General features: G+C 73.0%; 19 protein-coding genes and 1 riboswitch. Of the genes, 12 read left to right on the forward strand and 7 right to left on the reverse strand.

Features of this window, described 5'->3' with window-relative positions; all coding sequences use genetic code 11:
• Positions 1 to 160: 160 nt before the first annotated feature.
• The 8 genes from ACIBA9_RS03395 to ACIBA9_RS03430 all read left to right on the forward strand — a co-directional run bounded on the left by ACIBA9_RS03395 (position 161) and on the right by ACIBA9_RS03430 (position 11,421).
• On the forward strand, positions 161 to 1,234 hold the full coding sequence (locus tag ACIBA9_RS03395; protein ID WP_399359635.1) for a DUF1996 domain-containing protein: 1,074 nt from the start codon (positions 161 to 163) through the stop codon (positions 1,232 to 1,234).
• A 125-nt stretch (positions 1,235 to 1,359) separates the two neighbouring features.
• Positions 1,360 to 3,114 carry a discoidin domain-containing protein gene (locus ACIBA9_RS03400; protein ID WP_399359636.1) on the forward strand — a complete coding sequence of 585 codons (1,755 nt, stop codon included), beginning with the start codon at positions 1,360 to 1,362 and terminating at the stop codon, positions 3,112 to 3,114.
• A gap of 31 nt (positions 3,115 to 3,145) precedes the next feature.
• Positions 3,146 to 5,587 carry a glycoside hydrolase family 3 C-terminal domain-containing protein gene (locus ACIBA9_RS03405; RefSeq protein ID WP_399359637.1) on the forward strand — a complete coding sequence of 814 codons (2,442 nt, stop codon included), beginning with the start codon at positions 3,146 to 3,148 and terminating at the stop codon, positions 5,585 to 5,587.
• A 77-nt stretch (positions 5,588 to 5,664) separates the two neighbouring features.
• Positions 5,665 to 6,705, forward strand: coding sequence for a LacI family DNA-binding transcriptional regulator (locus ACIBA9_RS03410; protein ID WP_399359638.1), 1,041 nt, complete (start codon positions 5,665 to 5,667; stop codon positions 6,703 to 6,705).
• A 54-nt stretch (positions 6,706 to 6,759) separates the two neighbouring features.
• Positions 6,760 to 7,716, forward strand: a complete 957-nt coding sequence (locus ACIBA9_RS03415) for a GlxA family transcriptional regulator (RefSeq protein ID WP_399359639.1) — start codon at positions 6,760 to 6,762, stop codon at positions 7,714 to 7,716.
• A gap of 128 nt (positions 7,717 to 7,844) precedes the next feature.
• Positions 7,845 to 8,843, forward strand: coding sequence for a type I glyceraldehyde-3-phosphate dehydrogenase (gene gap, locus ACIBA9_RS03420; RefSeq protein WP_399359640.1), 999 nt, complete (start codon positions 7,845 to 7,847; stop codon positions 8,841 to 8,843).
• A gap of 80 nt (positions 8,844 to 8,923) precedes the next feature.
• Positions 8,924 to 10,462 carry a CHAD domain-containing protein gene (locus tag ACIBA9_RS03425; protein WP_399359641.1) on the forward strand — a complete coding sequence of 513 codons (1,539 nt, stop codon included), beginning with the start codon at positions 8,924 to 8,926 and terminating at the stop codon, positions 10,460 to 10,462.
• Positions 10,463 to 10,626: 164 nt separating this feature from the next.
• Positions 10,627 to 11,421, forward strand: a complete 795-nt coding sequence (locus ACIBA9_RS03430) for an SDR family NAD(P)-dependent oxidoreductase (protein WP_399359642.1) — start codon at positions 10,627 to 10,629, stop codon at positions 11,419 to 11,421.
• Between the two features lie 75 nt (positions 11,422 to 11,496).
• Here ACIBA9_RS03430 and ACIBA9_RS03435 read toward each other — a convergent pair whose 3' ends face one another.
• Complete coding sequence (locus tag ACIBA9_RS03435) at positions 11,497 to 11,844, reverse strand: DUF1330 domain-containing protein (RefSeq protein WP_362162527.1); 348 nt, start codon at positions 11,842 to 11,844, stop codon at positions 11,497 to 11,499.
• 93 nt (positions 11,845 to 11,937) lie between these two features.
• Positions 11,938 to 12,162: a hypothetical protein gene (locus tag ACIBA9_RS03440; protein WP_399359643.1), complete on the reverse strand. Its 225-nt coding sequence runs from the start codon at positions 12,160 to 12,162 to the stop codon at positions 11,938 to 11,940.
• Positions 12,163 to 12,403: 241 nt separating this feature from the next.
• Here ACIBA9_RS03440 and ACIBA9_RS03445 point away from each other — a divergent pair, with 241 nt between their 5' ends.
• From ACIBA9_RS03445 to ACIBA9_RS03455, 3 genes are all read left to right on the forward strand, one after another.
• Positions 12,404 to 12,661 carry a DUF6400 family protein gene (locus tag ACIBA9_RS03445; RefSeq protein WP_362162531.1) on the forward strand — a complete coding sequence of 86 codons (258 nt, stop codon included), beginning with the start codon at positions 12,404 to 12,406 and terminating at the stop codon, positions 12,659 to 12,661.
• On the forward strand, positions 12,648 to 12,872 hold the full coding sequence (locus ACIBA9_RS03450; protein WP_399359644.1) for a hypothetical protein: 225 nt from the start codon (positions 12,648 to 12,650) through the stop codon (positions 12,870 to 12,872). The genes ACIBA9_RS03445 and ACIBA9_RS03450 overlap by 14 nt, the downstream gene beginning before the upstream one ends.
• A 93-nt stretch (positions 12,873 to 12,965) precedes the next feature.
• The gene (locus ACIBA9_RS03455; protein WP_399359645.1) at positions 12,966 to 13,538 is read left to right on the forward strand and encodes a hypothetical protein; all 573 of its coding nucleotides are present in this window, start codon (positions 12,966 to 12,968) and stop codon (positions 13,536 to 13,538) included.
• A gap of 36 nt (positions 13,539 to 13,574) precedes the next feature.
• On the opposite strand, the gene ACIBA9_RS03460 is transcribed toward ACIBA9_RS03455, so the two are convergent.
• From ACIBA9_RS03460 to ACIBA9_RS03470, 3 genes are all read right to left on the reverse strand, one after another.
• Positions 13,575 to 16,010 carry a SpoIIE family protein phosphatase gene (locus ACIBA9_RS03460; protein ID WP_399359646.1) on the reverse strand — a complete coding sequence of 812 codons (2,436 nt, stop codon included), beginning with the start codon at positions 16,008 to 16,010 and terminating at the stop codon, positions 13,575 to 13,577.
• A 90-nt stretch (positions 16,011 to 16,100) separates the two neighbouring features.
• Positions 16,101 to 17,216 (reverse strand): sensor histidine kinase, encoded by a 1,116-nt coding sequence (locus tag ACIBA9_RS03465; RefSeq protein WP_399359647.1) that lies wholly within the window; start codon positions 17,214 to 17,216, stop codon positions 16,101 to 16,103.
• The gene (locus tag ACIBA9_RS03470) at positions 17,213 to 17,878 is read right to left on the reverse strand and encodes a response regulator transcription factor (protein WP_362162541.1); all 666 of its coding nucleotides are present in this window, start codon (positions 17,876 to 17,878) and stop codon (positions 17,213 to 17,215) included. The genes ACIBA9_RS03465 and ACIBA9_RS03470 overlap by 4 nt, the downstream gene beginning before the upstream one ends.
• Positions 17,879 to 18,462: 584 nt before the next feature.
• On the opposite strand from ACIBA9_RS03470, the gene ACIBA9_RS03475 reads away from it, so the two are divergent.
• Positions 18,463 to 18,600, forward strand: a complete 138-nt coding sequence (locus ACIBA9_RS03475) for a hypothetical protein (protein WP_399359648.1) — start codon at positions 18,463 to 18,465, stop codon at positions 18,598 to 18,600.
• Between the two features lie 53 nt (positions 18,601 to 18,653).
• Here ACIBA9_RS03475 and ACIBA9_RS03480 read toward each other — a convergent pair whose 3' ends face one another.
• On the reverse strand, positions 18,654 to 20,057 hold the full coding sequence (locus ACIBA9_RS03480; protein ID WP_399359649.1) for a purine-cytosine permease family protein: 1,404 nt from the start codon (positions 20,055 to 20,057) through the stop codon (positions 18,654 to 18,656).
• Positions 20,047 to 20,142: riboswitch (TPP riboswitch) on the reverse strand. Its footprint overlaps the gene before it by 11 nt.
• A 144-nt stretch (positions 20,143 to 20,286) precedes the next feature.
• A complete protein-coding gene (locus tag ACIBA9_RS03485) occupies positions 20,287 to 21,465 on the reverse strand; it encodes an alanine--tRNA ligase-related protein (protein ID WP_399359650.1) in 1,179 nt (392 codons plus the stop codon).
• Positions 21,466 to 21,554: the final 89 nt, after the last annotated feature.

A 21,554-nucleotide genomic window follows, 5' to 3' on the forward strand; every position in this document is an offset into this window, starting at 1 on the left:
AGTGAGCGACAGGCTCCGCTGATCCTTTGGTCGTCTCCCTTGACACCCTCCCGTCGCCGCCCCAACACTCCAGCGATGGGAGAGCGCTCTCCCACACTGAGACCCACCCCCGCAAGGCCCAACTCCGTACGACCCCCACCCCTCCCTCCGAGGAGCCCCCATGTCACGGAGATCGAAACTCCTCTCGGGCGCGCTGGTCACCTCCGCCGTCGTGCTGGCCTCGTTCGGCGTCACGACCGTGTCGGCGTCGTCCACGCCCCGGTCCGCCGATGAAGCCGTGCACGCCGGCCACACCATGGCGCTGTCGACCGCCGCCTCGCCCGAGGACCCCGACGGTGACGGATACATCCCCGCCGTCCCACCCGTCACCGGCGTCACCCCGTCCACGCAGAACCCGCCGCACCGCTACTTCCACGAGTTCCAGGCCAACTGCGCGGTCAGCCACACCAAGCCCGACGACCCGATCGTCTACCCGCAGCAGCCGGGCAAGTCCCACGACCACACGTTCATGGGCAACACCACCACCAACGCCGGCAGCACGACCGCCTCACTGAGCGCGGGCGGCACCACATGCAAGGCGCCGGGAGACCTGTCGGGCTACTGGATGCCCACCCTCTACAACGGCGACCGGCGGATCCTGCCCGTCGGCCCGCAGGTCATCTACTACAAGGCCGGCGTCACCGACTACACCAGCGTCCGGCCCTTCCCCAAGGGCCTGAGGTTCGTCGTCGGCAACCCCATGCAGAGCGCCGACGACTTCCGTCACCACCCCGGCTTCGTCGAGGGCTGGGAGTGCGGCGACAGCTACTTCAACACCGAGTTCCCGGCGACCTGCCCAAACCGGGCCGACGTCCAGCTCAACATCCGCTTCCAGGCCCCCAGTTGCTGGGACGGCAAGTACCTGGACACCCCCGACCACAAGAGCCACATGGCCTACCCCGTGGTCAAGCCCGGCACCAACGACAACATGTGCCCCGCCGACCACCCGGTGGCGCTGCCCATGATCGAGTTCAAGATGGCGTTCCCGGTCAACGGGGACATGTCGCAGGTGCGGCTGGCCAGCGGCTCGGGACACAGCTTCCACTACGACTTCTTCAACGCCTGGGACGCCCCCACCCTCAAGGCGCTGGTCGACCACTGCATCGTCGGCGGACTCCAGTGCGACGCGCGCGGCTACGACGAGACCCACCCCGAGGCGGGCGCCGCACTCGACGCCGACTACCGCCTGCCCTAGGGCTCGTCGTCACATTCCCGTCTGTCCCGCCCTTCGGGCGACGACATGAAGGTGACGACAGTCCCTGGCACCCCTCCGCACCCACACGCATCGTCGCCCGCACCCCACACGGAGAACCCATCACCATGACCCCACCACCACGCACCCGCGTGCGCCGCCTCGCCGCTCCCCTCACCGCCGGAGCACTGGCCGTCGGCGCCCTCACCGTCCTGCCGCCCATACAGGCCCACGCGGCCGGCAGCGTCGTCAAGGTCGCCGGAAGCCAGGGCAACTGGCAGCTCACCGTGGACGGACAGCCGTACCAGATCAAGGGCCTGACCTGGGGCCCCTCCATAGCCGATGCCGAGAGGTATCTGCCCGACCTGCACTCCATGGGCGTCAACACCATCCGCACCTGGGGCACCGACGCCTCCAGCAAGCCGTTGTTCGACTCCGCCGCCGCGCACGGCATCAAGGTCATCGCCGGTTTCTGGCTGCAGCCCGGCGGCGGCCCCGGCAGCGGCGGCTGCGTCGACTACGTGACCGACACCGCCTACAAGACCCAGATGCTGGACGAGTTCCCCAAGTGGGTGCAGACCTACAAGGACAACCCCGGTGTCCTCATGTGGGACGTCGGCAACGAGTCGGTGCTCGGGCTCCAGAACTGCTACAGCGGAGCCGAGCTGGAGCGGCAGCGCGACGCCTACACCACCTTCGTCAACGACGTCACCAGGAAGATCCACTCCGTCGACCCCAACCACCCGGTCACCTCCACGGACGCCTGGGTCGGCGCCTGGCCGTACTTCAAGAAGAACGCACCCGACCTCGACCTGTACGCCGTCAACTCCTACAACGCCGTCTGCGATGTGAAGTCGGCCTGGGAGCAGGGCGGTTACACCAAGCCCTACATCGTCACCGAGACGGGACCGGCCGGCGAGTGGGAGGTGCCCGACGACGCCAACGGCGTCCCGCTGGAGCCGAGCGACCGGGCGAAGGCCGACGGGTACACCCGGGCCTGGGGCTGCGTCACCGGACACAAGGGCGTCGCCCTCGGCGCCACCATGTTCCACTACGGCACCGAGTACGACTTCGGCGGCATCTGGTTCAACCTGCTGCCCGCGGGCCAGAAACGGCTGTCGTACTACGCGGTGAAGAGGGCCTACGGCGGGGACACCTCGCACGACGACACCCCGCCCGTCATCTCCGACCTGAGCGTCGAGGGCGACCCGGGCAAGGTGCCGGCCGGCCGGGACCTGACGCTCGCGGTCAAGGCCACCGACCCGGACGGGGACGCGCTGTCCTACGAGGTCCTCGACAACAGCATGTACATCGACCAGAGCAAGAACCTCGCCTCACTGCCCTTCACCAACCTCGGCGGCGGCCGCCTCAAGGTCACCGCGCCCGACCGGCCGGGGGTCTGGAAGGTCTATGTGAAGTTGACCGACGGGCACGGCAACGTCGGCGTCGAGACCCGGTCCGTCCGGGTGGTGCCGCCCACCCCGAGCGGCACGAACATCGCCCGCGGCAAACCGGCCACCGCCTCGTCGTTCCAGGCGAGTTACGGCGACTGCCCGTGCACCGCGGCCAACGCGGTCGACGGCGACCAGAACACCCGCTGGGCCAGCGACTGGAGCGACCCCCAGTGGATCCAGGTCGACCTCGGCACCCGCACCGCCTTCCGCCACGTCCAACTGCTGTGGGAGGCCTCCTACGCGAAGGCCTACACGGTGCGCACCTCCGACGACGGGCAGAACTGGCGGACCGTGCGCACCGTGACGGACGGCAACGGCGGCGTCGACGACCTCGACGTCACCGGTAGCGGCCGCTACGTCCGGATCGAGGGTACGGCCCGCGGCACGGGCTACGGCTACTCGCTGTACGAGTTCGGCGTCTACAACTGACCCGAGCGACCGGCGACAACAGGAGGTGGGGATGGCCGACGAGGACGAACTCGACCGGCTGCTCGACAAACTGACCCTACGGGCCAGGGTACGGCTGGTCACCGGCGCCACGACCTGGCGCACGACAGCGGAACCAGACCTCGGACTGAGGCAGTTGGTGCTGTCCGACGGACCGGCCGGGGTGCGCGGGGAGGGCTGGGACGAGCGGGACACCTCCGTCCTGCTGCCCTCGGCCTCCGCGCTCGCCGCGAGCTGGGACGAACGCCTGGTCGAGGAAGTCGGCGGCCTCCTCGCCTCGGAGGCCCGGCGCAAGGGTGTGCACGTCGTCCTCGCCCCCCACCTCAATCTGCACCGCACCCCCCTGGCCGGCCGGCACTTCGAGTGCTTCTCGGAGGACCCGTTGCTGACCGGCCGGATGGGGGCCGCCCTGGTCCGGGGCATCCAGACACATGGCGTCGCCGCGACCGCCAAGCACTTCGTGGCGAACGACGCCGAGACCGACCGGCTGACCGTCGACGTGCGGATCGACGAGCGGACGCTGCGCGAGGTCCATCTCGCGCCGTTCGAGGCGGCGGTGGCCGCCGGCGTCCGGCTGGTGATGGCCGGGTACAACCAGGTGAACGGCACCACCATGACCGCCCACTCCCTGTTGACCACACCTCTGAAGGACGAATGGGGTTTCGACGGCGTCGTCGTCTCCGACTGGGGCGCCGTACGCGGCACCCGCGACACCGCACGCGCCGGACTCGACCTGCAGATGCCGGGACCCGCCGAGGAATGGGGCGATTCCCTGGTGCGGGCCGTGGAGGCGGGTGAGGTCGAGGAGTCGGCGGTGGACGACAAGGTGCGCCGGCTGCTGCGGCTGGCCACCTGGAGCGGCGTGCTCGGCAGACCGCACCCCGCCACCCGACCCCCGCTGCGGTCCCGGCGGGCACGGGCCCTGGCCCGGCGGGCCGCCGCGGCCGGCACCGTCCTGCTGGCCAACCGGGGCGTCCTGCCCCTGGACCCGGGGCGCCTGCGCACGGTCGCCGTCATCGGCGCGCCCGCCGCCCGCACCCGCACCCAGGGCGGCGGCAGTGCCGGGGTCTTCCCCCAGGACGAGGTGTCGCTCCTGGACGGAATCCGGGCGGGCCTGCGCGGCCGGGCCCGGATCGTCCACGTCCCCGGGCCCGCCCCGGAGGGGCCGCCGCCACCCCTGGACATGGTCCTCTGCTCCGACCCGATCACCACCGCCCCCGGCGTGCGCTTGCGGATACTCGACGCCTCCGGAGCCGAACTGCACGCCGAACACCGCCGTGGCGGACGCCAGTTGGAGCCACCCTTGCCGCCCGGAGCGCACACGGTGGAGATCAGCGCACACCTGCACCCACGGACCTCCGGCACCTGGCGCATCGGCCTCGCCGGGTTCGGCCGCCTCGGCATCGACCTCGATGGACGCCCCCTCCTGGACGGCGAGTTCACCACCCCGACGGACGATCCCGCCGTCATCCATGTGAGCCCGCCCACCCAGACCGTCACCACCCGGCTGACCGCCGGTACCACTGCGCTGCTCGTCGCCCGTCGCGAACTCGCCCCCGGCACCGGCCGGGCCACCGTCGTCGGGGCCGCACCCGACGGCCCTGGCCGCACCGAATCCCTGGCCGCCGCGTCCCGGGCGGCCCGCGAGGCCGACGCGGCCGTAGTGGTCGTCGGCACCGGCGAACAGGACGAGGCCGAGGGCCGCGACCGTCCGCACCTCGCGCTCGGCCCGGACCAGGACGCCCTGGTCCGGGCCGTCGCCCGGGCCAATCCGCACACCGTGGCCGTCGTCAACAGCGGCGGCCCCGTGGAACTGCCCTGGCGGGACGAGGTCGGCGCACTGCTGCTGGCCTGGTTCCCCGGCCAGGAGGCGGGCGGCGGCCTGGCCGACGTACTCCTCGGCCGGACCGAGCCGGGCGGACGGCTGCCCACCACCTGGCCCGCCCGGCTCACCGACGCCCCCGTCACCCGCACCCGGCCGGAGGCCGGCCGCCTGACCTACGACGAGGGCGTGCACATCGGCCACCGTGGCTGGCTGCGCGCGCGACGCGCCCCCGCCTACTGGTTCGGGCACGGACTGGGCTACACGACCTGGGACTACGAGGAGCTGACCGGGCCACCCGAGACACCGGCCGGCGAGGACCTCACCGTAGGCGTGCGCCTGCGCAACACCGGAAACCGCGCCGGCCGGGAAGTCGTCCAGGTCTATCTCCACCGCCCCGGACCCACCTCCGTCGACTACCCCGAGCGCTGGCTCGCCGGCTGGACGGCGGTGCACGCGGAGCCCGGTGGGACGGTCGTCGCACGGGTATGTGTCCCGGCCCGGAGCCTGTGCCACTGGGACGTCCACGCGGGCGGCTGGCGTACCGAACCGGGGCCGTGCCAGGTCCTGGCCGGCCGCTCGGCGGGCGAGCTGCCCCTGACCCTGGAGGTCCGTGTGCGCGACCGGACCTGAGGGCCGCCCCCGCGGGGCCGCAACCTCGCGGAGAGCGCTCTATCCTCGCGCGCCGCCCGGCCGTTAGGGTGCGGGGCATGAGCAGACAGGCCCCCACGCTGGAGGACGTCGCCCGGGAGGCCGGGGTCTCCCGGGCCACCGTGTCCCGGGTCGTCAACGGCGTCCGCAACGTGGACCCGGCGATCCAGGAATCGGTCCGCCGGGCCATCGAGCGAACCGGTTACGCACCCAACCGGGCCGCCCGCTCCCTGGTCACCCGGCGGGCCGAGACCGTGGCGCTCGTGGTGTCCGGCGCCGGGGACACCTCGGACGGCGCCCAGGCCGCCTTCGCCGCCCGGGTGTTCGCCGACCCCTTCTTCGGACGGGTGGTCGCAGGCATCGTCGGATTCCTGCGGCCGCGCTCGGTGCATCCGGTGCTGATGTTCGCCGAGTCGCCCGAGTCCCGCCGGGAGGTACTGACGTATCTGCGCCAGGGGCGAGCCGACGGCGCGCTGGTGGTCTCCAGCCACGCCGACGACCCGCTGCCCGCGCTCCTCGCCGAGGCCCGGCTTCCCGCGGTGCTCTTCGCCCGCCCCTCCCGCCCGGTCCCGCTCAGCTACGTGGACCTGGACCACCGGCGCGGCGGCCGGCTCGCCGCCGAGCACCTGCTCGCCCGGGGCTGCCACCGGCCGGCCACCATCACCGGACCACTGGCGGTCGCCGCGAGCCAGGACCGGCTGGCCGGTTTCCGCGACACCCTCGCCCGGCACGGCCACCCCCACGTCCCCGTCGCCGAGGGCGGCTTCACCCTGGACAGCGGGGTCGCCGCCATGACCGACCTGCTGGCCGAACGCCCGCTCCTGGACGCCGTGTTCGCGGCCAACGACCTGATGGCCCAGGGCGCCTGCCAGGTTCTGCGGGAACACGGCCGGCGCATCCCCGAGGACGTGGCGGTCGTCGGCTTCGACGACTCCTCCGCCGCCCTCACCTGCCGCCCCCAGCTCACCACCGTCCGCCAGCCCGTGGAGGACATGGCGGCCGAGATGGCCCGCCTCCTCGACGCACACATCCACGGCGCGCGCACCGAACCCACGCTGAGCATGTTCGGCCCGGAGCTGGTGGTGCGGGAGTCGGCCTGACGGCCCGCGCCCACGCACGCCTGGCGCGCCGGCCCCCTCCCGTAACCTGGGCTCGTGCCGCCCTCCCGCCCCCGTCAAGTCGCCGTCATCGTCCTCGAAGGTGCGAAGCCGCTCGACGTCGGCATCCCGGCGCAGGTGTTCACCACACGCGCGAGCATGCCCTACGAGGTGCGTGTGTGCGGTGCGGCACCGGGGCTCGTGACCGGCGGTGACGGGCTGTCGTACCACGTGGCGCACGGCCTGGAGGCACTCGACTGGGCCGACATCGTCTTCGTCCCCGGCTACCGCTTCCCCGACCGCGACGACCCGCCGCGCAGCGTCGTCGACGCGCTGGTCGCCGCCCACACCCGGGGAGCGCGGCTCGCCGCCATCTCCACCGGTGCCTTCGCGCTCGCCGCGACCGGCCTGCTGGACGGCAGACGCGCCACCACCCACTGGCACTACACCCGCGTCTTCGCGGCTCGGCACCCGCGCGTCAAGGTCGACGAGAACGTGCTCTTCGTCGACCAGGGCAGCGTACTGACGTCCGCCGGCGCGGCCTCCGGCATCGACCTGTGTCTGCACATCCTGCGCCGCGATCTCGGCGTCGCCGCCTCCCACCACGCGGCCCGCCGACTCGTCGCCGCCCCCTACCGCAGCGGCGGACAGGCGCAGTACGTACCGCGCAGCGTGCCCGAACCGCTCGGTGAACGGTTCGCCGCCACTCGCGAGTGGGCCCTGCGCCGGCTCGACGAGCCGCTCAGCCTCGACACCCTCGCCCGGCACGCGGCGGTCTCGCCCCGCACCTTCTCCCGGCGCTTCGCCGAGGACACCGGCTACACCCCGATGCAGTGGGTGATGCGCGCCCGCATCGACATGGCCCGTGAGCTGCTGGAACGCTCCGAGCGCAGTGTCGAGCGGATCGCCAACGACGTCGGCCTCGGCACCGGCGCCAATCTGCGCTCGCACTTCCAGCGCATCCTCGGCACCACCCCCAGCGAGTACCGGCGCACCTTCGCCGGCGGCGAGTAACCCCCGATCCGGCGCACGGGCACGCGCACGGCCCTGCTGGCGTGATCCTTGCGAACCATGGCGCTCCCGCCACGGCCACGCGCCGATCCCGCGCGCCACGCTGGTCACGGACGAAAGGGAGACCACTCATGACCCGCATCGCCGTCAACGGATTCGGCCGCATCGGCCGCAACGTGCTGCGCGCCCTGCTCGAACGCTCCAGCGATCTGGAGATCGTCGCCGTCAACGACCTCACCGAACCCGCCACGCTGGCCCGCCTGCTCGCCTACGACAGCACGGCCGGGCGGCTCGGCCGCCCGGTGACCGCCGACGGCGACTTCCTCGTCGTCGACGGCCACCGCATCCGGGTGCTCGCCGAGCGCGAACCGGCGCGGCTGCCGTGGGCCGAACTCGGCGTCGACGTCGTGCTGGAGGCGACCGGCCGCTTCACCTCGGCCAAGGCCGCCCGGGCACACCTCGACGCGGGCGCGCGGAAGGTGCTCGTGAGCGCGCCCTCCGACGGCGCCGACGTGACCCTCGCCTTCGGGGTCAACACCTCCGCCTACGACCCGGCCGCGCACACGATCGTCTCGAACGCCTCCTGCACGACCAACGCGCTCGCCCCGCTGGCGTCGGTCCTCGACGACCTCGCCGGGATCGAGCACGGCTTCATGACGACCGTGCACGCCTACACCCAGGAGCAGAACCTGCAGGACGGCCCCCACCGCGACGCGCGCCGGGCCCGTGCCGCCGCCGTCAACATCGTGCCGACCACGACGGGCGCGGCGAAGGCCATCGGCCTCGTGCTGCCGCAGCTCGACGGCCGACTGTCCGGCGACTCCATCCGGGTACCGGTCCCGGTGGGCTCGATCGTCGAACTCAACACGACGGTCTCGCGCGACGTGACCCGCGATCAGGTGCTCGCGGCCTACCGCGACGCCGCACACGGGCCGCTCGCCGGCATCCTCGAATACGCGGACGACGCGCTCGTCTCCTCCGACATCACCGGCAACCCGGCCTCGTCGATCTTCGACTCGGAACTCACCCGCGTCGACGGCCGGCACATCAAGGTCGTCGCCTGGTACGACAACGAGTGGGGCTTCTCCAACCGCGTGGTGGACACACTCGGACTGCTGGCCTCCAGCTGAGACCCGGGAAGCGCCGGCGCGGCCGGAAAAGCAGGGTTAACTGCGGGTTTGGTCACGGATATCGCGTCAACCGGCACTGTATGGACCGGTCGATACGAGAGACAGAACGCAAGTACGCGGCCCCCGCGGCCGACGACATCTCATGGCTGCCCGAACTGACCGAGGTGGACCAGGTCGCGGAGATCGCGGAGGGCGGCGTGCAGGAACTCGACGCCGTCTACTACGACACCGAAGACCTGCGACTGACCCGCACCGGCGCGTCCCTGCGGCGTAGGACGGGCGGCACGGACGCCGGCTGGCATCTGAAGCTTCCTCTCGGAGGCGACAGCCGGGACGAGATCCGGGCTCCACTGGCGTCACCCGAGGTCCCCGAGGAGTTGCGGACACTCGCCCTCTCGCGCACCCGCGGGGCGGCGCTGCGGCCGGTGGTGCGCATCCGCTCCACCCGCTCGCTGCGCCATCTGCTCGACGCCCGGGGCACGTTGCTGGCGGAGGTGAGCCTGGACGCGGTGCGTGCCGACGCGCTGCTCCACGGCGACGGGCATGCGGTGTGGACGGAGATGGAGGTCGAAGTGGCCGCCGGCGCGGACCCCGCGCTCCTGGACGACGTCGAGAAGGTGCTGCGCGCGAACGGCGTGGGCCGGGCGTCCGGTCCGTCGAAGGTGGCCCGCGCGCTGACGGAGACCACGTCCGCGCCGACGGACCGGCCGGACGCGCGCGCCGCGGCCGCCCCGGGATCGGCCGGCGACCACGTGCTGGCCTACGTGGACCGGCTGACCGGCGCCCTCACGGACCTCGATCCGGCCGTCCGCCGCGGCACACCCGACGCCGTGCACCGGATGCGTACCACGGTCCGCCGCCTGCGCGGCTGCCTGCGCTCCTACCGCTCCGTCCTGGACCGCGAGGTCACCTACCCCGTCCGGCGGGAGCTGAGGTGGCTCGCCGGTGAACTCGGCGCGGAGCGAGACCACGAGGTGCTCCGGGAGCGGCTCACCTCGGGGGTGCGCGCACTTCCCGGCGAGCTGGTCCTCGGCCCGGTCGCCGCGCGGCTGCAGGCCTGGGACGCGGCGCGCGGTGCCGAAGGCCGCCGACGCACCCTCGACGCCCTCGCCTCACCCCGCTATCTGGAGCTGCTGGACAGGCTCAGGCTCCTGACCGACGAGCCACCGCTGCGCGCCAAGGCCACCGGCCGGCCGGAGAAGGTCCTGGCGAAGGCGTTGACGAAGGAGTACGACCGGCTCGCCCGGCGCATGGACCGGGCGCTCGGCATGCCCTCCGGGTCCGAGCGTGACGCCGCGATCCACCACGCCCGCAAGGCGGCCAAGCGGGTCCGGTACGCCGCGGAGGTGGCCCGTCCGGCCCTCGGCAAGCCCGCGCGGCGGCTGGGCAAGCGGGTCAGGGCCGTACAGCGCGAGAGCGGTGACCAGCACGACACGGTCGTGGCCCGGGCCGCCCTGCGCCGACTGGCCGTCGCGGCGCACGCGGCGGGCGAGCCCGGCTTCACCTGGGGACTGCTGCACGGTCGGGAGACGGCCACCGCCGACTTCCGGGAGCACCGGCTGCCCAAGGCGTGGTCCCTGGCCCGTGCGGCGTCCCGGCACAAGGCTCTTAACCGCTGACGAGACATCAGCCCACGTCTTCCTGACGCGAGTTGCGAGGGCCACGCTCCGATTCTCCCCCGAAAGGCCCATCGAGCTCGCGCCCTTCGCCGGTTCGCCGGGACGGACCGCCACACTTGACGGACGCCCGCATCCAGTCGCCCGTGAAGGGAACCCGTCCGACCATGCATATCGATCTGACAGGACGCACCGCCCTCGTCACCGGCTCCACCCAGGGCATCGGTGCCGCCATCGCCGTCGGCCTGGCCCGGGCCGGCGCCCGGGTGGGCGTCAACGGCCGCGACGAGAAACGGCTGGCCGAAGCCGTCGAGTCACTGGCCGAGCAGGCGCCCGGCGCCGACCTGGTGCCGGTGGCGGCCGACGTCTCCACCGACGAGGGCGCGCACCGGGTGGTGGAGGCGCTGCCGGGGGTGGACATCCTCGTCAACAACCTTGGCATCTTCGGCGCCGCCGATCCGCTGGAGCTCAGCGACGACGAGTGGCGGCGCTACTTCGAGGTGAACGTCCTCGCCGGGGTCCGGCTGACCCGGCTGTACCTGCCGGGCATGATCGAACGCGGCTGGGGCCGCGTCCAGTACATCGCCAGCGACTCGGCCGTCGTCATTCCCGCCGAGATGATCCAGTACGGCATGTCCAAGACGGCGCTGCTGGCGGTGAGCCGCGGCTTCGCCAAGAAGGCGGCGGGCACCGGGGTGACGGTCAATTCCGTGATCGCGGGCCCGACGCACACCGGCGGCGTGGAGGACTTCGTGTACGAACTCGTCGACCGGGACCTGCCCTGGGACGAGGCGCAACGGGCGTTCATGCGCGAACACCGCCCGCAGTCCCTGCTGCAGCGGCTGATCGAGCCGGAGGAGATCGCCCACATGGTCGTCTACCTCAGTTCCGAACAGGCCTCGGCGACGACGGGGGGAGCCCTGCGCGTCGACGGCGGATACGTCGACGCGATCCTGCCCTGACCTCCCCACCGGTCGCCACGCCCTGTCCCCTTCTGGTGGCCGACGCGCACAACGGAGTCGACGGGCCGCCGGGCCTCAGCCGGCGGTCATGGCCTCCAGCATGGCCTCGGCGGTCGCCGCCGCGTCATAGTCCTCGCCCACCCCGGGCACCAGGATGATGTCGCCGGCGATGTGACGGGAGCGCAGCGGGGCGATCTCCTGGTAGGCGTCCGAGTCCCACCAGGCCCGTGCCCGCTCGATCGACGGGAAGACGATCACGACGACGTGCCCGGGCCAGCTGCCCTCCTTGACCTCGTGCGGATTGCCGTGCACCAGGAAGCGACCGCCGTACGGTGCGAACGTGCCGGTGATGCGCGCGATGTACTCGGCGATCTCCGGGTGCGGGGCGGCTTCCTGGAGGTGGGCTATCGCATAGGCGGACATGGCGTCCCTTCCGGCCGGTCGGTTCCTGACGCCCACGATCCTGCCATCGCGGCACCCCGCGAGCGATGACCTTCGAGGTAATGGACCGGAGCCTCAGCCCCCCAGCACGCCCCCGGGAACGATCGACTGGAGCGAGGTGGCCGGATGTCCCACCTCCAGCGAACCGAGGAGCCCCTCCAGGAGAGGCGCCCCGGGGACGCCGGCGGACGGACCGGGGACACCGGTGGACGGGCCGGGGCCCTGGGCGGCTTCGGCGGCGGGCGCGGCGGCCAGGAGGGCGGCGGCCAGGACGATGGCAAACGCGAGTTTCTTGATCATGTCCGGCCTAACGACCGATGCCCGAAAGGGCAACGCCCACCGCTGGGCCGACCGGGGGTACCGAGACCCGCCGCCCGGAACCGGCCACCCACACCCGTCGCACGCCCGCCCCCATCAGCGCGGCCGGGTTCCCGCGCGCCGTTCCATGCCCCGCCGCGGCCGGTCGTCACGCCTCCGACCTGCTGTGATGTGCCCCACCTCCTCTTGTCGCGGCCGGGAACGCCTCCCTACGTTCGGTCGTATGTCCCCCCACGACCGAACCCCTTCCCCCGAGCTGGTCGACTTCTCCGTCGACCTCACCCGACACGAGATGGACCGCCGGGCCCACGTCCTCGACGCACTCGGCCCGCACTGGGACCCCGTCGAGGCGCTGCGTGCCGAGGAGGCGGCGTACGACCTGCTCTACTCCGGCCTCGACGCGGAGCAGCGGCGGCTCTACGACGACCTCGTCGCGGCCGGTGTCCTGCCGCGCCGCGGGGACGGCCGTGCTGCCGCTTGACCCCCAGGCGGACATCGGCCGCCGCGCCTGGGTGAACTGCCCGAACTGCGCGGACGGCCGGGACTGCCCCACCTGCGCCCGGCACCGCGTATGCGGCGACCACTGGCGCTACCTCCTCGCCACCACCGGCGGCCGCCTCCACCTGCAGTGCCCCTCGTGCGCGCACGTCTGGGACCACGAGAGCGGCTTCGGCGCCCACCGCACCGGCTGACCACACCGCGCCGGTCCGGCCGTGCGCGTATGCCCGGGCCGACGTGCCGGTGCGGTGGTTGCGCCCGCGACGGCCGGTGGTCACGGTGGACCGGTGACTCTCGTTCCGGGACTGCTGTGGCGGTGCGGACCGGTGAACCGCGCCCTGGGCGCCGGTCTCGCCGCCGGCGTCTTCTCCGGCGCCCTCGTCCTCCTCGAGTCGGGCTCCTGGGCGGCCGCGACCGTGGTGCTGGTGGTCCTCGGCCTGCTCTTCGGCGCCCGGGTGCCGCGCCGGATGGGCCGGCTCTGGCCCGCGGGCCTGCGGCTGGCCCCCGACGATCGCGCGACGGTGGTACGGGCCACCCGGCGGGGTGAGGCCCCCGAGGAGCCCCGGCTGGCGCCCGCGGTCGCCGAGTACGCCGCCGCCCTGCGCCGCGGGGCCGAGGAGGACCGGTCACACCGCTGGATCATCCCGCTCGTCACCGTGGCGGCGGTCGCTCTCGCCGTGTACGACACCCTGGCCGGCTCGTTCGGCGAAATGCTGGTCTCCTGGCTGGTGGTCGCGCTCTTCCTGGGCGAGCTGCTGTGGTGGCCCCGCGCCCGAGCCCGGCTGCTGGCCCGGACCGACCGGGCCGAGGCGTCCACCCGCCGTACGGACCCGGGCCGCGCCCCGGACAGCACACCCTGACCCGGTACGGCCGCCCGGCACACGGCCGTACGACGCTCAGCGCGGGCCGCAGCCGGGAAGCGGCTGCTCCGCCCAGATCGTCTTGCCCGTGGCTGTGTACCGGGTGCCCCAGCGCTGGGAGACCTGCGCGACCAGGAACAGGCCCCGTCCGCCCTCGTCGGTGCTCTGGGCGCGGCGCAGGTGCGGGGAGGTGTTGCTGGTGTCCGACACCTCGCAGATCAGGGACCGCTCATGGACCAGGCGCAGGCCCAGCGGGCCGGCGGCGTGCGTGATGGCGTTGGTGACCAGCTCGCTCACGATCAGCTCGGTGGTGAAGCCCAGGTCCTGCAGCCCCCACTCGGCCAGCTGGCACGCCGTCTTCTCCCGGGCCTCGTGCACCGCTCGGGGATCGGCGGGCACCTCCCACGAGGCCACCCGGTCGGGGGTCAGGGCACGGGTCCGGGCGATGAGGAAGGCGACGTCGTCACGCGGATGGTCCGGCAGCAGGATGCGGACCATCGTGTCGCAGATCTCCTCCAGCGGCCGGTCGGGGTGGGCCAGGGCGAAGCAGAGCCGCTCGAAACCGACGTCGACATCGCGGTCCGAGGCCTCGATCAGACCGTCGGTGTACAGGGCGACGACACTGCCCTCCTCCAGTTCGATCTCGGCGGACTCGAAGGGCAGTCCGCCCAGTCCGAGCGGTGGGCCGGCCGGGATGTCGGGCAGTTCGACGGGCTCGCTGAGATGGGCGATGGCGGGGGTGGGGTGCCCGGCGCGGGCCACGTTCAGTTTCCGCGAGATCGGGTCGTAGACGGCGTAGACGCAGGTCGCGCCGATCACCATCGGATTGTCCGAGGCGGCCTCCGCCTCGTCCGCCTGCCGCAGGACGAGATCGTCGACGTGGGCGAGCAGCTCGTCGGGGGGAAGGTCCAGGTCGGCGAGGGTCTGCACGGCCGCGCGCAGCCGGCCCATGCTGGCGGCGGCGTGGATGCCGTGTCCGACGACGTCCCCCACCACCAGGGCGACCCGGGCCCCCGACAGCGGGATGACGTCGAACCAGTCGCCGCCGACACCGGCCTCGGCGTCGGTCGGCAGATAGCGGTAGGCCACGTCGACGGCACAGTGATCGGGCAGGTCCGGCGGGAGCAGACTGGTCTGCAGGGCGAGGGCGGCGTTGTGCTCGCGGACGAAACGGCGGGCGTTGTCCACGCAGACCGCCGCGCGGGCCACCAGCTCCTCCACGAGCAGCAGGTCGTCCTCGTCGAACGCATCCGGGTTCTCCCAGCGCAGCAGTGTGACCACCCCCATGGTCGCGCCCCGCGCCCTCAGGGGTACCACCAGATGCGTGTGCACGCCGAGCTGCACCAGTTTGTCCAGGCGCCGCTCGTCCCCGGTGAGCCACCAGGTCGTGGTGTCCAGCACCGGATCGCGGATCGGCCGGCCCGTCGTCAGACAGCGCCGTTGCGGGGACTTGGCCGAGTACCCGGGGGCCTCCCCGACCGGGACGAGTGCCTCCGGCAGATCCTTGCGGACGGACAGGTGCGCCGCCCGCCGCAGCGTGCCGTGGGCGACCGGCCCGGGCGCGAGGTCCTTGGCCCCGAGGACACCCTGGAAGAGGTCGATCGCGACGAAGTCGGCGAGCCGCGGCACCAGCACCTCGGCCAGTTCCTGCACGGTGCGATCGAGGTCCAGGGTGGTGCCGATGCGCTGTGCCGCCTCGTTGACCAGGGCGAGCCGCTCACGTGCCCGGTCCTGGGCGGTCACCTCGACCGCCGTGTGGCACACCCCGAGCGTCCTGCCCCCGAGGTCGCGCAGCGGAAACGACGAGCGCAGCCGGAGATGGCCCTGCGCGTTGCGACGGGACAGCCCCGGCGGAGGCGTCACATGCTCCAGGGCCGGTGTGACCTGCCCCCACATCAGCACCTGGCGCGCCTGCCAGTCCACGGCGGGCGGCACCTCTCCCGGCCGGAGCGAAGCGGCGGTGCCGTCGACGCCGTTGCCGTGCGGCAGTCCCTCCATCGCCGCCAGCACCCGGTTCACCCACCGGAACCGCAACTCGGTGTCGAGGACCCCGATCCCGATCGGGGACTCCTCCAGCAGACCGCGCATCACCGCCTGGTCCAGCTCCCACTCCCGCGAGGAGACGACGTCACAGGCGACGACGAGCCAGCCCGAGCCCTGCTCCGCGCGCAGGGGGCAGCCCCGAGCGGCCAGCCGGACGCGCCGGCCCGTCCGGTGTCGCAGGGTGATCAGGCCCTCCCAGCCGTCCCTGACGCGCCGGGCCCCGGCCAGCGCGGACGCGGGGGAGTCCTCGGCCGCCAGGACGGCCGTCGCCGGTCGTCCCAGCACCTCGGCCGCCGGATAACCGAGCAGGGCCTGTGCCTTGGCGCTCCAGAACCGGATCGTGCCATGCCCGTCCACCAGGGCGACGGCGGCCGACGTGATGTCGAACGGATCGCCCCGGCGGTCGTTCGCCGTGTGTCTGAGCGCCATGGTCTCGGCCCCATCCGCGGGCGGGTTTCCTTGCACCACGGTCTCACATGGCCCCCGGCGTGTCCTCGCGCCGCCGGCCGCCCGCACCGGTCAGCGGTTCCGTTCGACGGGCACCTGGAGGCGAAGCTCCCAGCCGCCGTCGGCCGTCGGCCCGGACGTGACGGTGCCGCCGAGGAGTTCGGCGCGCTGGCCCAGACCGGCGAGGCCGTGGTGGGCGCTGGGCAGCGGGAGCGGGGGCCGGGTGGGGGCGGTGTTGGTGATCGTGGCGTGCACGACGCCGTCCTTGCTGACCAGACGGACGGTGGCCGTGGCGCCCGGGGCGTGTTTGCGGACGTTGGTCAGGGCCTCCTGGACGGTGCGGTACACCGCCCGCTGGACCGTGGGCGGCAGGTCCTCGGGCAGGTCCGTCTTCAGCTCGGCCTCGATGCCGCTGCCCGCGACCAGGCGTTGCAGATCGGCGAGGGAGGGCTGGGGAGTCAATTCCGTGGGACGGCTGCCGGACGCCCGCAGCACACTGACCATGTGTCGCAGCTCGTCCAGCGTCTGCACGCTCAGACGCCGGATCGAGGCCGCGGCCTGTCTGGTGTCCTCGTCCCGGCTGCCGACCTGGAGCACACCGGCCTGTACGGCGATCAGGCTGACCTGGTGGGACACCACGTCGTGCATCTCCCGGGCCAGCTGCGCGCGCTCCTTCGCCAGGACGCTCTGCGCGGTCAGCAGCCGCTCCGACTCGCGGGCCGCGGTGATCTCGGTGAGCCGCAGCGACAGCTCGCGGCGGGCCTGGACGAGCTGGCCGAGGAAGACGGGAGCGGCCGCCGTCGCGAGGCTGTAGCCGAAGTGGACGATGTTGCGGGTCCCGGCGAGTTCGTCCGTGCGCAGGGTGGACCAGGGCCAGGGCAGGAAGTCGGTGACCGCGTACACCAGGGCGCAGCCGCCCAGCAGGACACGGTGACGGCTGAGCGAGGAGAGCGTGTACAGCGCCGCCACGGGGGCCACGACCGAATCCGTGATCATGGCGGCCGGGATCGTGAGCAGAAAGGTCAGCAGCGGCCGGCGGCGTCGCATGACGAGGGCGAGGGCGGCGACCAGGGCGACGACCGGGGCCACCGGGGGTTCGTGGAAACCGACGTTGATCCACACGTCGATCAGCGCGACGGCCACCAGGGCGGCGTCGAGCAGTGGCGTGGGCGTCCACCGGGAGGTCATGGGGTGTCCTCGTCGTGCGGCGGCCCGAGCAGTCCGGCGCGCTCGGCGATCAGGACGGCCTGCACCCGGCTGCCGACCTCCAGCTTGTTGAGCACCGCGCTGACATGGCCTTTGACGGTGCCCGTACTCAGGTTCATCCGTCGTCCGATGTCCGTGTTGCCCAGCCCGGTGGCCATGAGGACGAGGACCTCCCGCTCGCGGTCGGTGAGCCGGTCGGTGAGCCGGGTGGCGGGTTCGCGTCCGCCCTTGTCGAGATAGCCGTCCACCACCGTGCGGGTGACCTTCGACGACAGCACCGTCCCGCCTTCGGCGAGGGCCCGTACCAGGTGCGGGAGTTGTTCGGGGTCGGTGTCCTTGAGCAGGAAGCCGGCGGCACCGGAGCGCAGCGCGGCCGTCACGTACTCGTCGGCGTCGAACGTCGTGAGCATGGCCACCACCGGAGGGTCCGGCATGCGGCGCAGCTCGCCCAGGACCGTGAGCCCGTCCACGTCCGGCATCCGGATGTCCAGCAGGACGATGTCCGGCTGTGCCTCGTGCACCGTGCGCACCGCCTGGCTGCCCGGAACCGCCGCCACGACCTCGATGTCGTCCGCCGCGCTGAGGATGTGCGTGAAGCCACCCCGGATCAGGGCCTCGTCGTCGACCACCAGTACCCGGATCACGTGTGCTCCGCTCCTCGCATGCCCGCTTCGATGCGTACCACGCCGGGAGCCGGGGCGCGAGCGGACAGGGGCCGTTTCCGCCGATCGGCCCCACGGTCCGGATCGGCCGGTGCGGCTCCGGCCGGTCGGCGCGGGCGCCCCCGGAAAGCCACCCGGCGGGCCGCGCCGGACGCGCGGCGGCCCCTTGTGCGCATGCCCCGGACGCGGCGCCGCCCGCCCCCACCGAGGCACCGCCCGCGCGGGAGATGGCTCCGTCGCGGGAGCCACGGCAGTCGCCGGAGGCCCAGTGCCGTCGCGGTCCGGCCGGTGCGCCCTCGACGGGACGGCTGATTCACCCCGGCCGCCTGGCTGCTGGTCGCGGCGCCCCACAGCCAGACGACCTTCTCCATCGTCGGCAACACCGGTGTGGCCCTCGCCGTGGTGGCGGGGTGCCTGGCCGTCGCCGCCGGGTGCCGCGTACGACTCGGTGCAGGACATGGGCGGACAGGGGCATCGCGCCCCCGCCGCCAGGGGGGTGAGGCCACATCGTCGGCCTGTGGCTGCTCGTCGGCGTCTGCCACGTCGGGGTGGTTGACGGTGACTCGATGTCGGTGCCGCCGGTGCTCTTCGCCGTCATCGCGGCCACCGCTCTGTCGGCGACCGCCTGGCGCCACCGCTTCCGGCGCGGGCCCCTGGAACAGGCGCTCGACCTCGCGACCCGGCCCGCCCGCCACGTTCGCTGAAGCCGAAGCGGCGCGCCTCGGCCTCGGCGGGCTGTCGAGGGACGGAGGGACGGTCAGGCGCTGCGGCGTACGCGCAACGGCGCGTAGACGAGCAGGGCCGTGAGGAACGCCACGGGGTAGGCGAGGTCGGCGCCGTGCAGCGCCCGGGCGACCGGGCCCACGTACAGGCTGGTGCTCATGAACGGCACCGACACGGCGAAACCGGCGACGAACGCGGCGGGGGCCGGCCACCACGGCCGCCGCGGCCCCGCCGTCTCCGCCGCCAGGTCGACGGGGCGGCCGCCGCGGGCCCGGGCGCGCACCACCCAGTCGACGACCACGATCGCGACGAACGCGGGAATCCAGTACCCGACGAACAGCAGCACGTTCTGGAAGCGGGCGGTGGTGTCGGCCGCGTGCATCCACAGCACGAGCGGAAAACCGAGGGCCGCGGCGAGCGCGGCCGCGACCGGCCGGGGCAGTCGCACCCCCATGGTCTGCAGCGCCAGCGATCCGCTGTAATCGTTCATGGCGTTGCTGCACAGCGCCGCGAGAGCGATCGTGAGGAGCCCGAACGCGCCGAGCGCGCCACCGCCGAGCAGTGTGTCGACGCCGCGGGCGGTCTGGTCGGTGAACTGCGCGGCTCCCCACAGGCCGAGCGCCTGCACCGCCACGAAGGACACGCTGACACCCAGCAGGGTGTACCAGAACATCCGCGCACGGGACGCCGTCCGGGGCAGATAGCGGCTGAAGTCGCTGGCGTACGGGGCCCACGACAGGGCGAGGCTCAGCGCGATGGTGCAGGTCAGGACGAAGGCGCCCGCCCGGTCGGCGCCGTGCACGGTCGCGGCCGTCGCGGGGTGGGTGCCGTGCAGGAGCTTCACCGCCAGGCCGGCGAGCGAGGCGGCGAGCGCGAACGTCATCACCGTCTGCAACCGGTGGATCGCCTCGTACCCGAGCACGCCCAGCGCCCCCTGGGCCGCCAGCATCACCAGGACACCCGCCCAGAACGGCCAGCCGCACAACTGGGCCAGCGCCTCCCCGCCGAACAGGCCGATCAGCGCGTCCCAGGCGATGGAGGACAGCCACTGCAGAGCGCCCGGCAGGGCGACGGCCCGCCCGAAGGCCAGCCGGGCGAGCGGCAGTTGACCTGCCCCGGTCTGGCTGCCCCAGGTCCCCAGGTAGGCGGTGGGCGCCGCGCCGAGCAGCGTGCCGAGCACCACGGCGACGAACGCGGTGGCGAAGTCCAGGCCGAGCGCCGCGCCGACGGTGCCGGTGAACACGCCCGTCATGGTCAGGTTGGGGGCGAACCATACGGTGAACAGCCGGCGGGGGCTGCCGTAGCGCGCGTCCTCGGGCACCGGGGTGATGCCCCGCGCCTCCACCCGCAGATCCCCGGGAGCCGTCGGCATCCGCCCCTCGAAGACCCGCTGCGACGCGGCGACGGCCGCCTTCTCATGGGCATACGGCAACGACATGCGACATCCCTCCGCCAGTCCTAACTGGTTCAGGTTCGACGGGTGTGATCTCAGCCCCCGTGCGGGGGCACCCCGTGTCCAGGTACGGCGGCCAGAATAGCCCCCCACCGGTGGCCGATACCCCCCGGGCGGGGGAGCGAGCGGGGGCCGAGGCGGTCCGACCCCGCCCCCACCGCCCGACCGGCCCACCGGAGGGACGCCGCGCGGCATCCCTCCGGCGGCACCCCTGTCAGCTTCCCCCCAGGTCCGGCCGCAGGCCGGTCACCAGCTCGCGGGGCAGGCCGTGGGTGTCATGGAGGTGGTGGAAGTCCTCCTCACGCAGCGGACCCCGGAACCGGGGCCGGGCGAGGACCTTCCGGCCCCGCTCCAGCAGTCGCCCGAACCGGCGTTCCTCCTCCAGCAACAACCGGCGTACGTCGCCGGGTTCGCCGCTCTGCCGGAAGTGGTCCAGGGTGTGCGACACCAGCTCCAGCGGCAGGTCTCCCAGGCTGCGCGAGGGGTCGTCCCGCCACAGCACGGTGAGCACCCGGCGCACCAGGCGGCGCAGTACGTAGCCCTGCCCGGTGGCGGCCGGGCGCACCCGGTCGCCGATCACCACGACGGCCGAGCGCAGATGGTCGTAGACCAGGCGGAGCGAGGGCTCGTCCAGGGGCCACAGGTCCGGCACAAGGCGGCGCCAGGGGTCGAAGACGTCGCACTCGAACACCGACGACCTGCCCTGGAGAAGCGAGGCCAGCCGCTCCAGGCCGAGCCCGGTGTCGACGTTGCGCCGGGGAAGCGGCACGAGGGAGCCGTCCTCGAGCCGGCGGTAGCGCATCATCACGTGGTTCCACACCTCCACCCAGCGCTCGTCGCGGGTCGGCGTCGACCGGGGCGGGGTGTCACCGCTCCACAGGAAGATCTCCGAGTCGGGCCCGCACGGGCCGACCGGCCCGTTGGACCACCAGTTGGCGTCCACGGTCGGTTCCACGGGGACGCCGAGCTCCTGCCACACCCGCAGGGAGTCGGTGTCCGGCCCGGTCCGGTCGTCACCGCCGTGCACGGTGGCGTGCAGCAGCCCGGGATCGATCCCCAGCCCCTCGGTGAGCAGTCCGTAGCCCCAGTCGAGACTCGTCGAGCCGTCGTAGTCGCCCAATGACCAGGTGCCGAGCATCTCGAAGACGGTCAGATGGGTGGCGTCGCCGACCTCCTCCAGGTCCGTGGTGCGCAGACAGCGCTGCACATTGACCAGCCGCGTGCCCAGCGGGTGCGGCCGGCCCTCCAGATACGGGGTGAGCGGATGCATGCCGGCGGTGGTGAACAGCACGGGGCCGCCGGGCGGTGGCAGCAGCGTGGAACCGGTGATCCGGCGGTGGCCGTGCTCCTCGAAGTACTCGACGAACGTGCGCTGGATGTGCTCCGTGTCCATGGGGGTGACTCCTTCGCGTCGTGGCGGGGAGGCACCGGAAACGGGAGACCACGTGGTCGTCACACCGGGGCGAGGAAGCGGGAACGACG

It is taken from the genome of Streptomyces sp. NPDC051452 (assembly GCF_044454765.1).
GTDB lineage: Bacteria > Actinomycetota > Actinomycetes > Streptomycetales > Streptomycetaceae > Streptomyces.

What these genes read in the sequence shown, in the direction of transcription:
- ACIBA9_RS03395 (WP_399359635.1), top strand. Translation starts at nt 161, where the DNA reads ATGTCACGGAGATCGAAACTCCTCTCGGGCGCGCTGGTCACCTCCGCC.
- ACIBA9_RS03400 (WP_399359636.1), top strand. Translation starts at nt 1,360, where the DNA reads ATGACCCCACCACCACGCACCCGCGTGCGCCGCCTCGCCGCTCCCCTC.
- ACIBA9_RS03405 (WP_399359637.1), top strand. Translation starts at nt 3,146, where the DNA reads ATGGCCGACGAGGACGAACTCGACCGGCTGCTCGACAAACTGACCCTA.
- ACIBA9_RS03410 (WP_399359638.1), top strand. Translation starts at nt 5,665, where the DNA reads ATGAGCAGACAGGCCCCCACGCTGGAGGACGTCGCCCGGGAGGCCGGG.
- gap (WP_399359640.1), top strand. Translation starts at nt 7,845, where the DNA reads ATGACCCGCATCGCCGTCAACGGATTCGGCCGCATCGGCCGCAACGTG.
- ACIBA9_RS03425 (WP_399359641.1), top strand. Translation starts at nt 8,924, where the DNA reads ATGGACCGGTCGATACGAGAGACAGAACGCAAGTACGCGGCCCCCGCG.
- ACIBA9_RS03430 (WP_399359642.1), top strand. Translation starts at nt 10,627, where the DNA reads ATGCATATCGATCTGACAGGACGCACCGCCCTCGTCACCGGCTCCACC.
- ACIBA9_RS03435 (WP_362162527.1), bottom strand. Translation starts at nt 11,844, where the DNA reads ATGTCCGCCTATGCGATAGCCCACCTCCAGGAAGCCGCCCCGCACCCG.
- ACIBA9_RS03440 (WP_399359643.1), bottom strand. Translation starts at nt 12,162, where the DNA reads ATGATCAAGAAACTCGCGTTTGCCATCGTCCTGGCCGCCGCCCTCCTG.
- ACIBA9_RS03445 (WP_362162531.1), top strand. Translation starts at nt 12,404, where the DNA reads ATGTCCCCCCACGACCGAACCCCTTCCCCCGAGCTGGTCGACTTCTCC.
- ACIBA9_RS03460 (WP_399359646.1), bottom strand. Translation starts at nt 16,010, where the DNA reads ATGGCGCTCAGACACACGGCGAACGACCGCCGGGGCGATCCGTTCGAC.
- ACIBA9_RS03465 (WP_399359647.1), bottom strand. Translation starts at nt 17,216, where the DNA reads ATGACCTCCCGGTGGACGCCCACGCCACTGCTCGACGCCGCCCTGGTG.
- ACIBA9_RS03475 (WP_399359648.1), top strand. Translation starts at nt 18,463, where the DNA reads ATGTCGGTGCCGCCGGTGCTCTTCGCCGTCATCGCGGCCACCGCTCTG.
- ACIBA9_RS03480 (WP_399359649.1), bottom strand. Translation starts at nt 20,057, where the DNA reads ATGTCGTTGCCGTATGCCCATGAGAAGGCGGCCGTCGCCGCGTCGCAG.
- ACIBA9_RS03485 (WP_399359650.1), bottom strand. Translation starts at nt 21,465, where the DNA reads ATGGACACGGAGCACATCCAGCGCACGTTCGTCGAGTACTTCGAGGAG.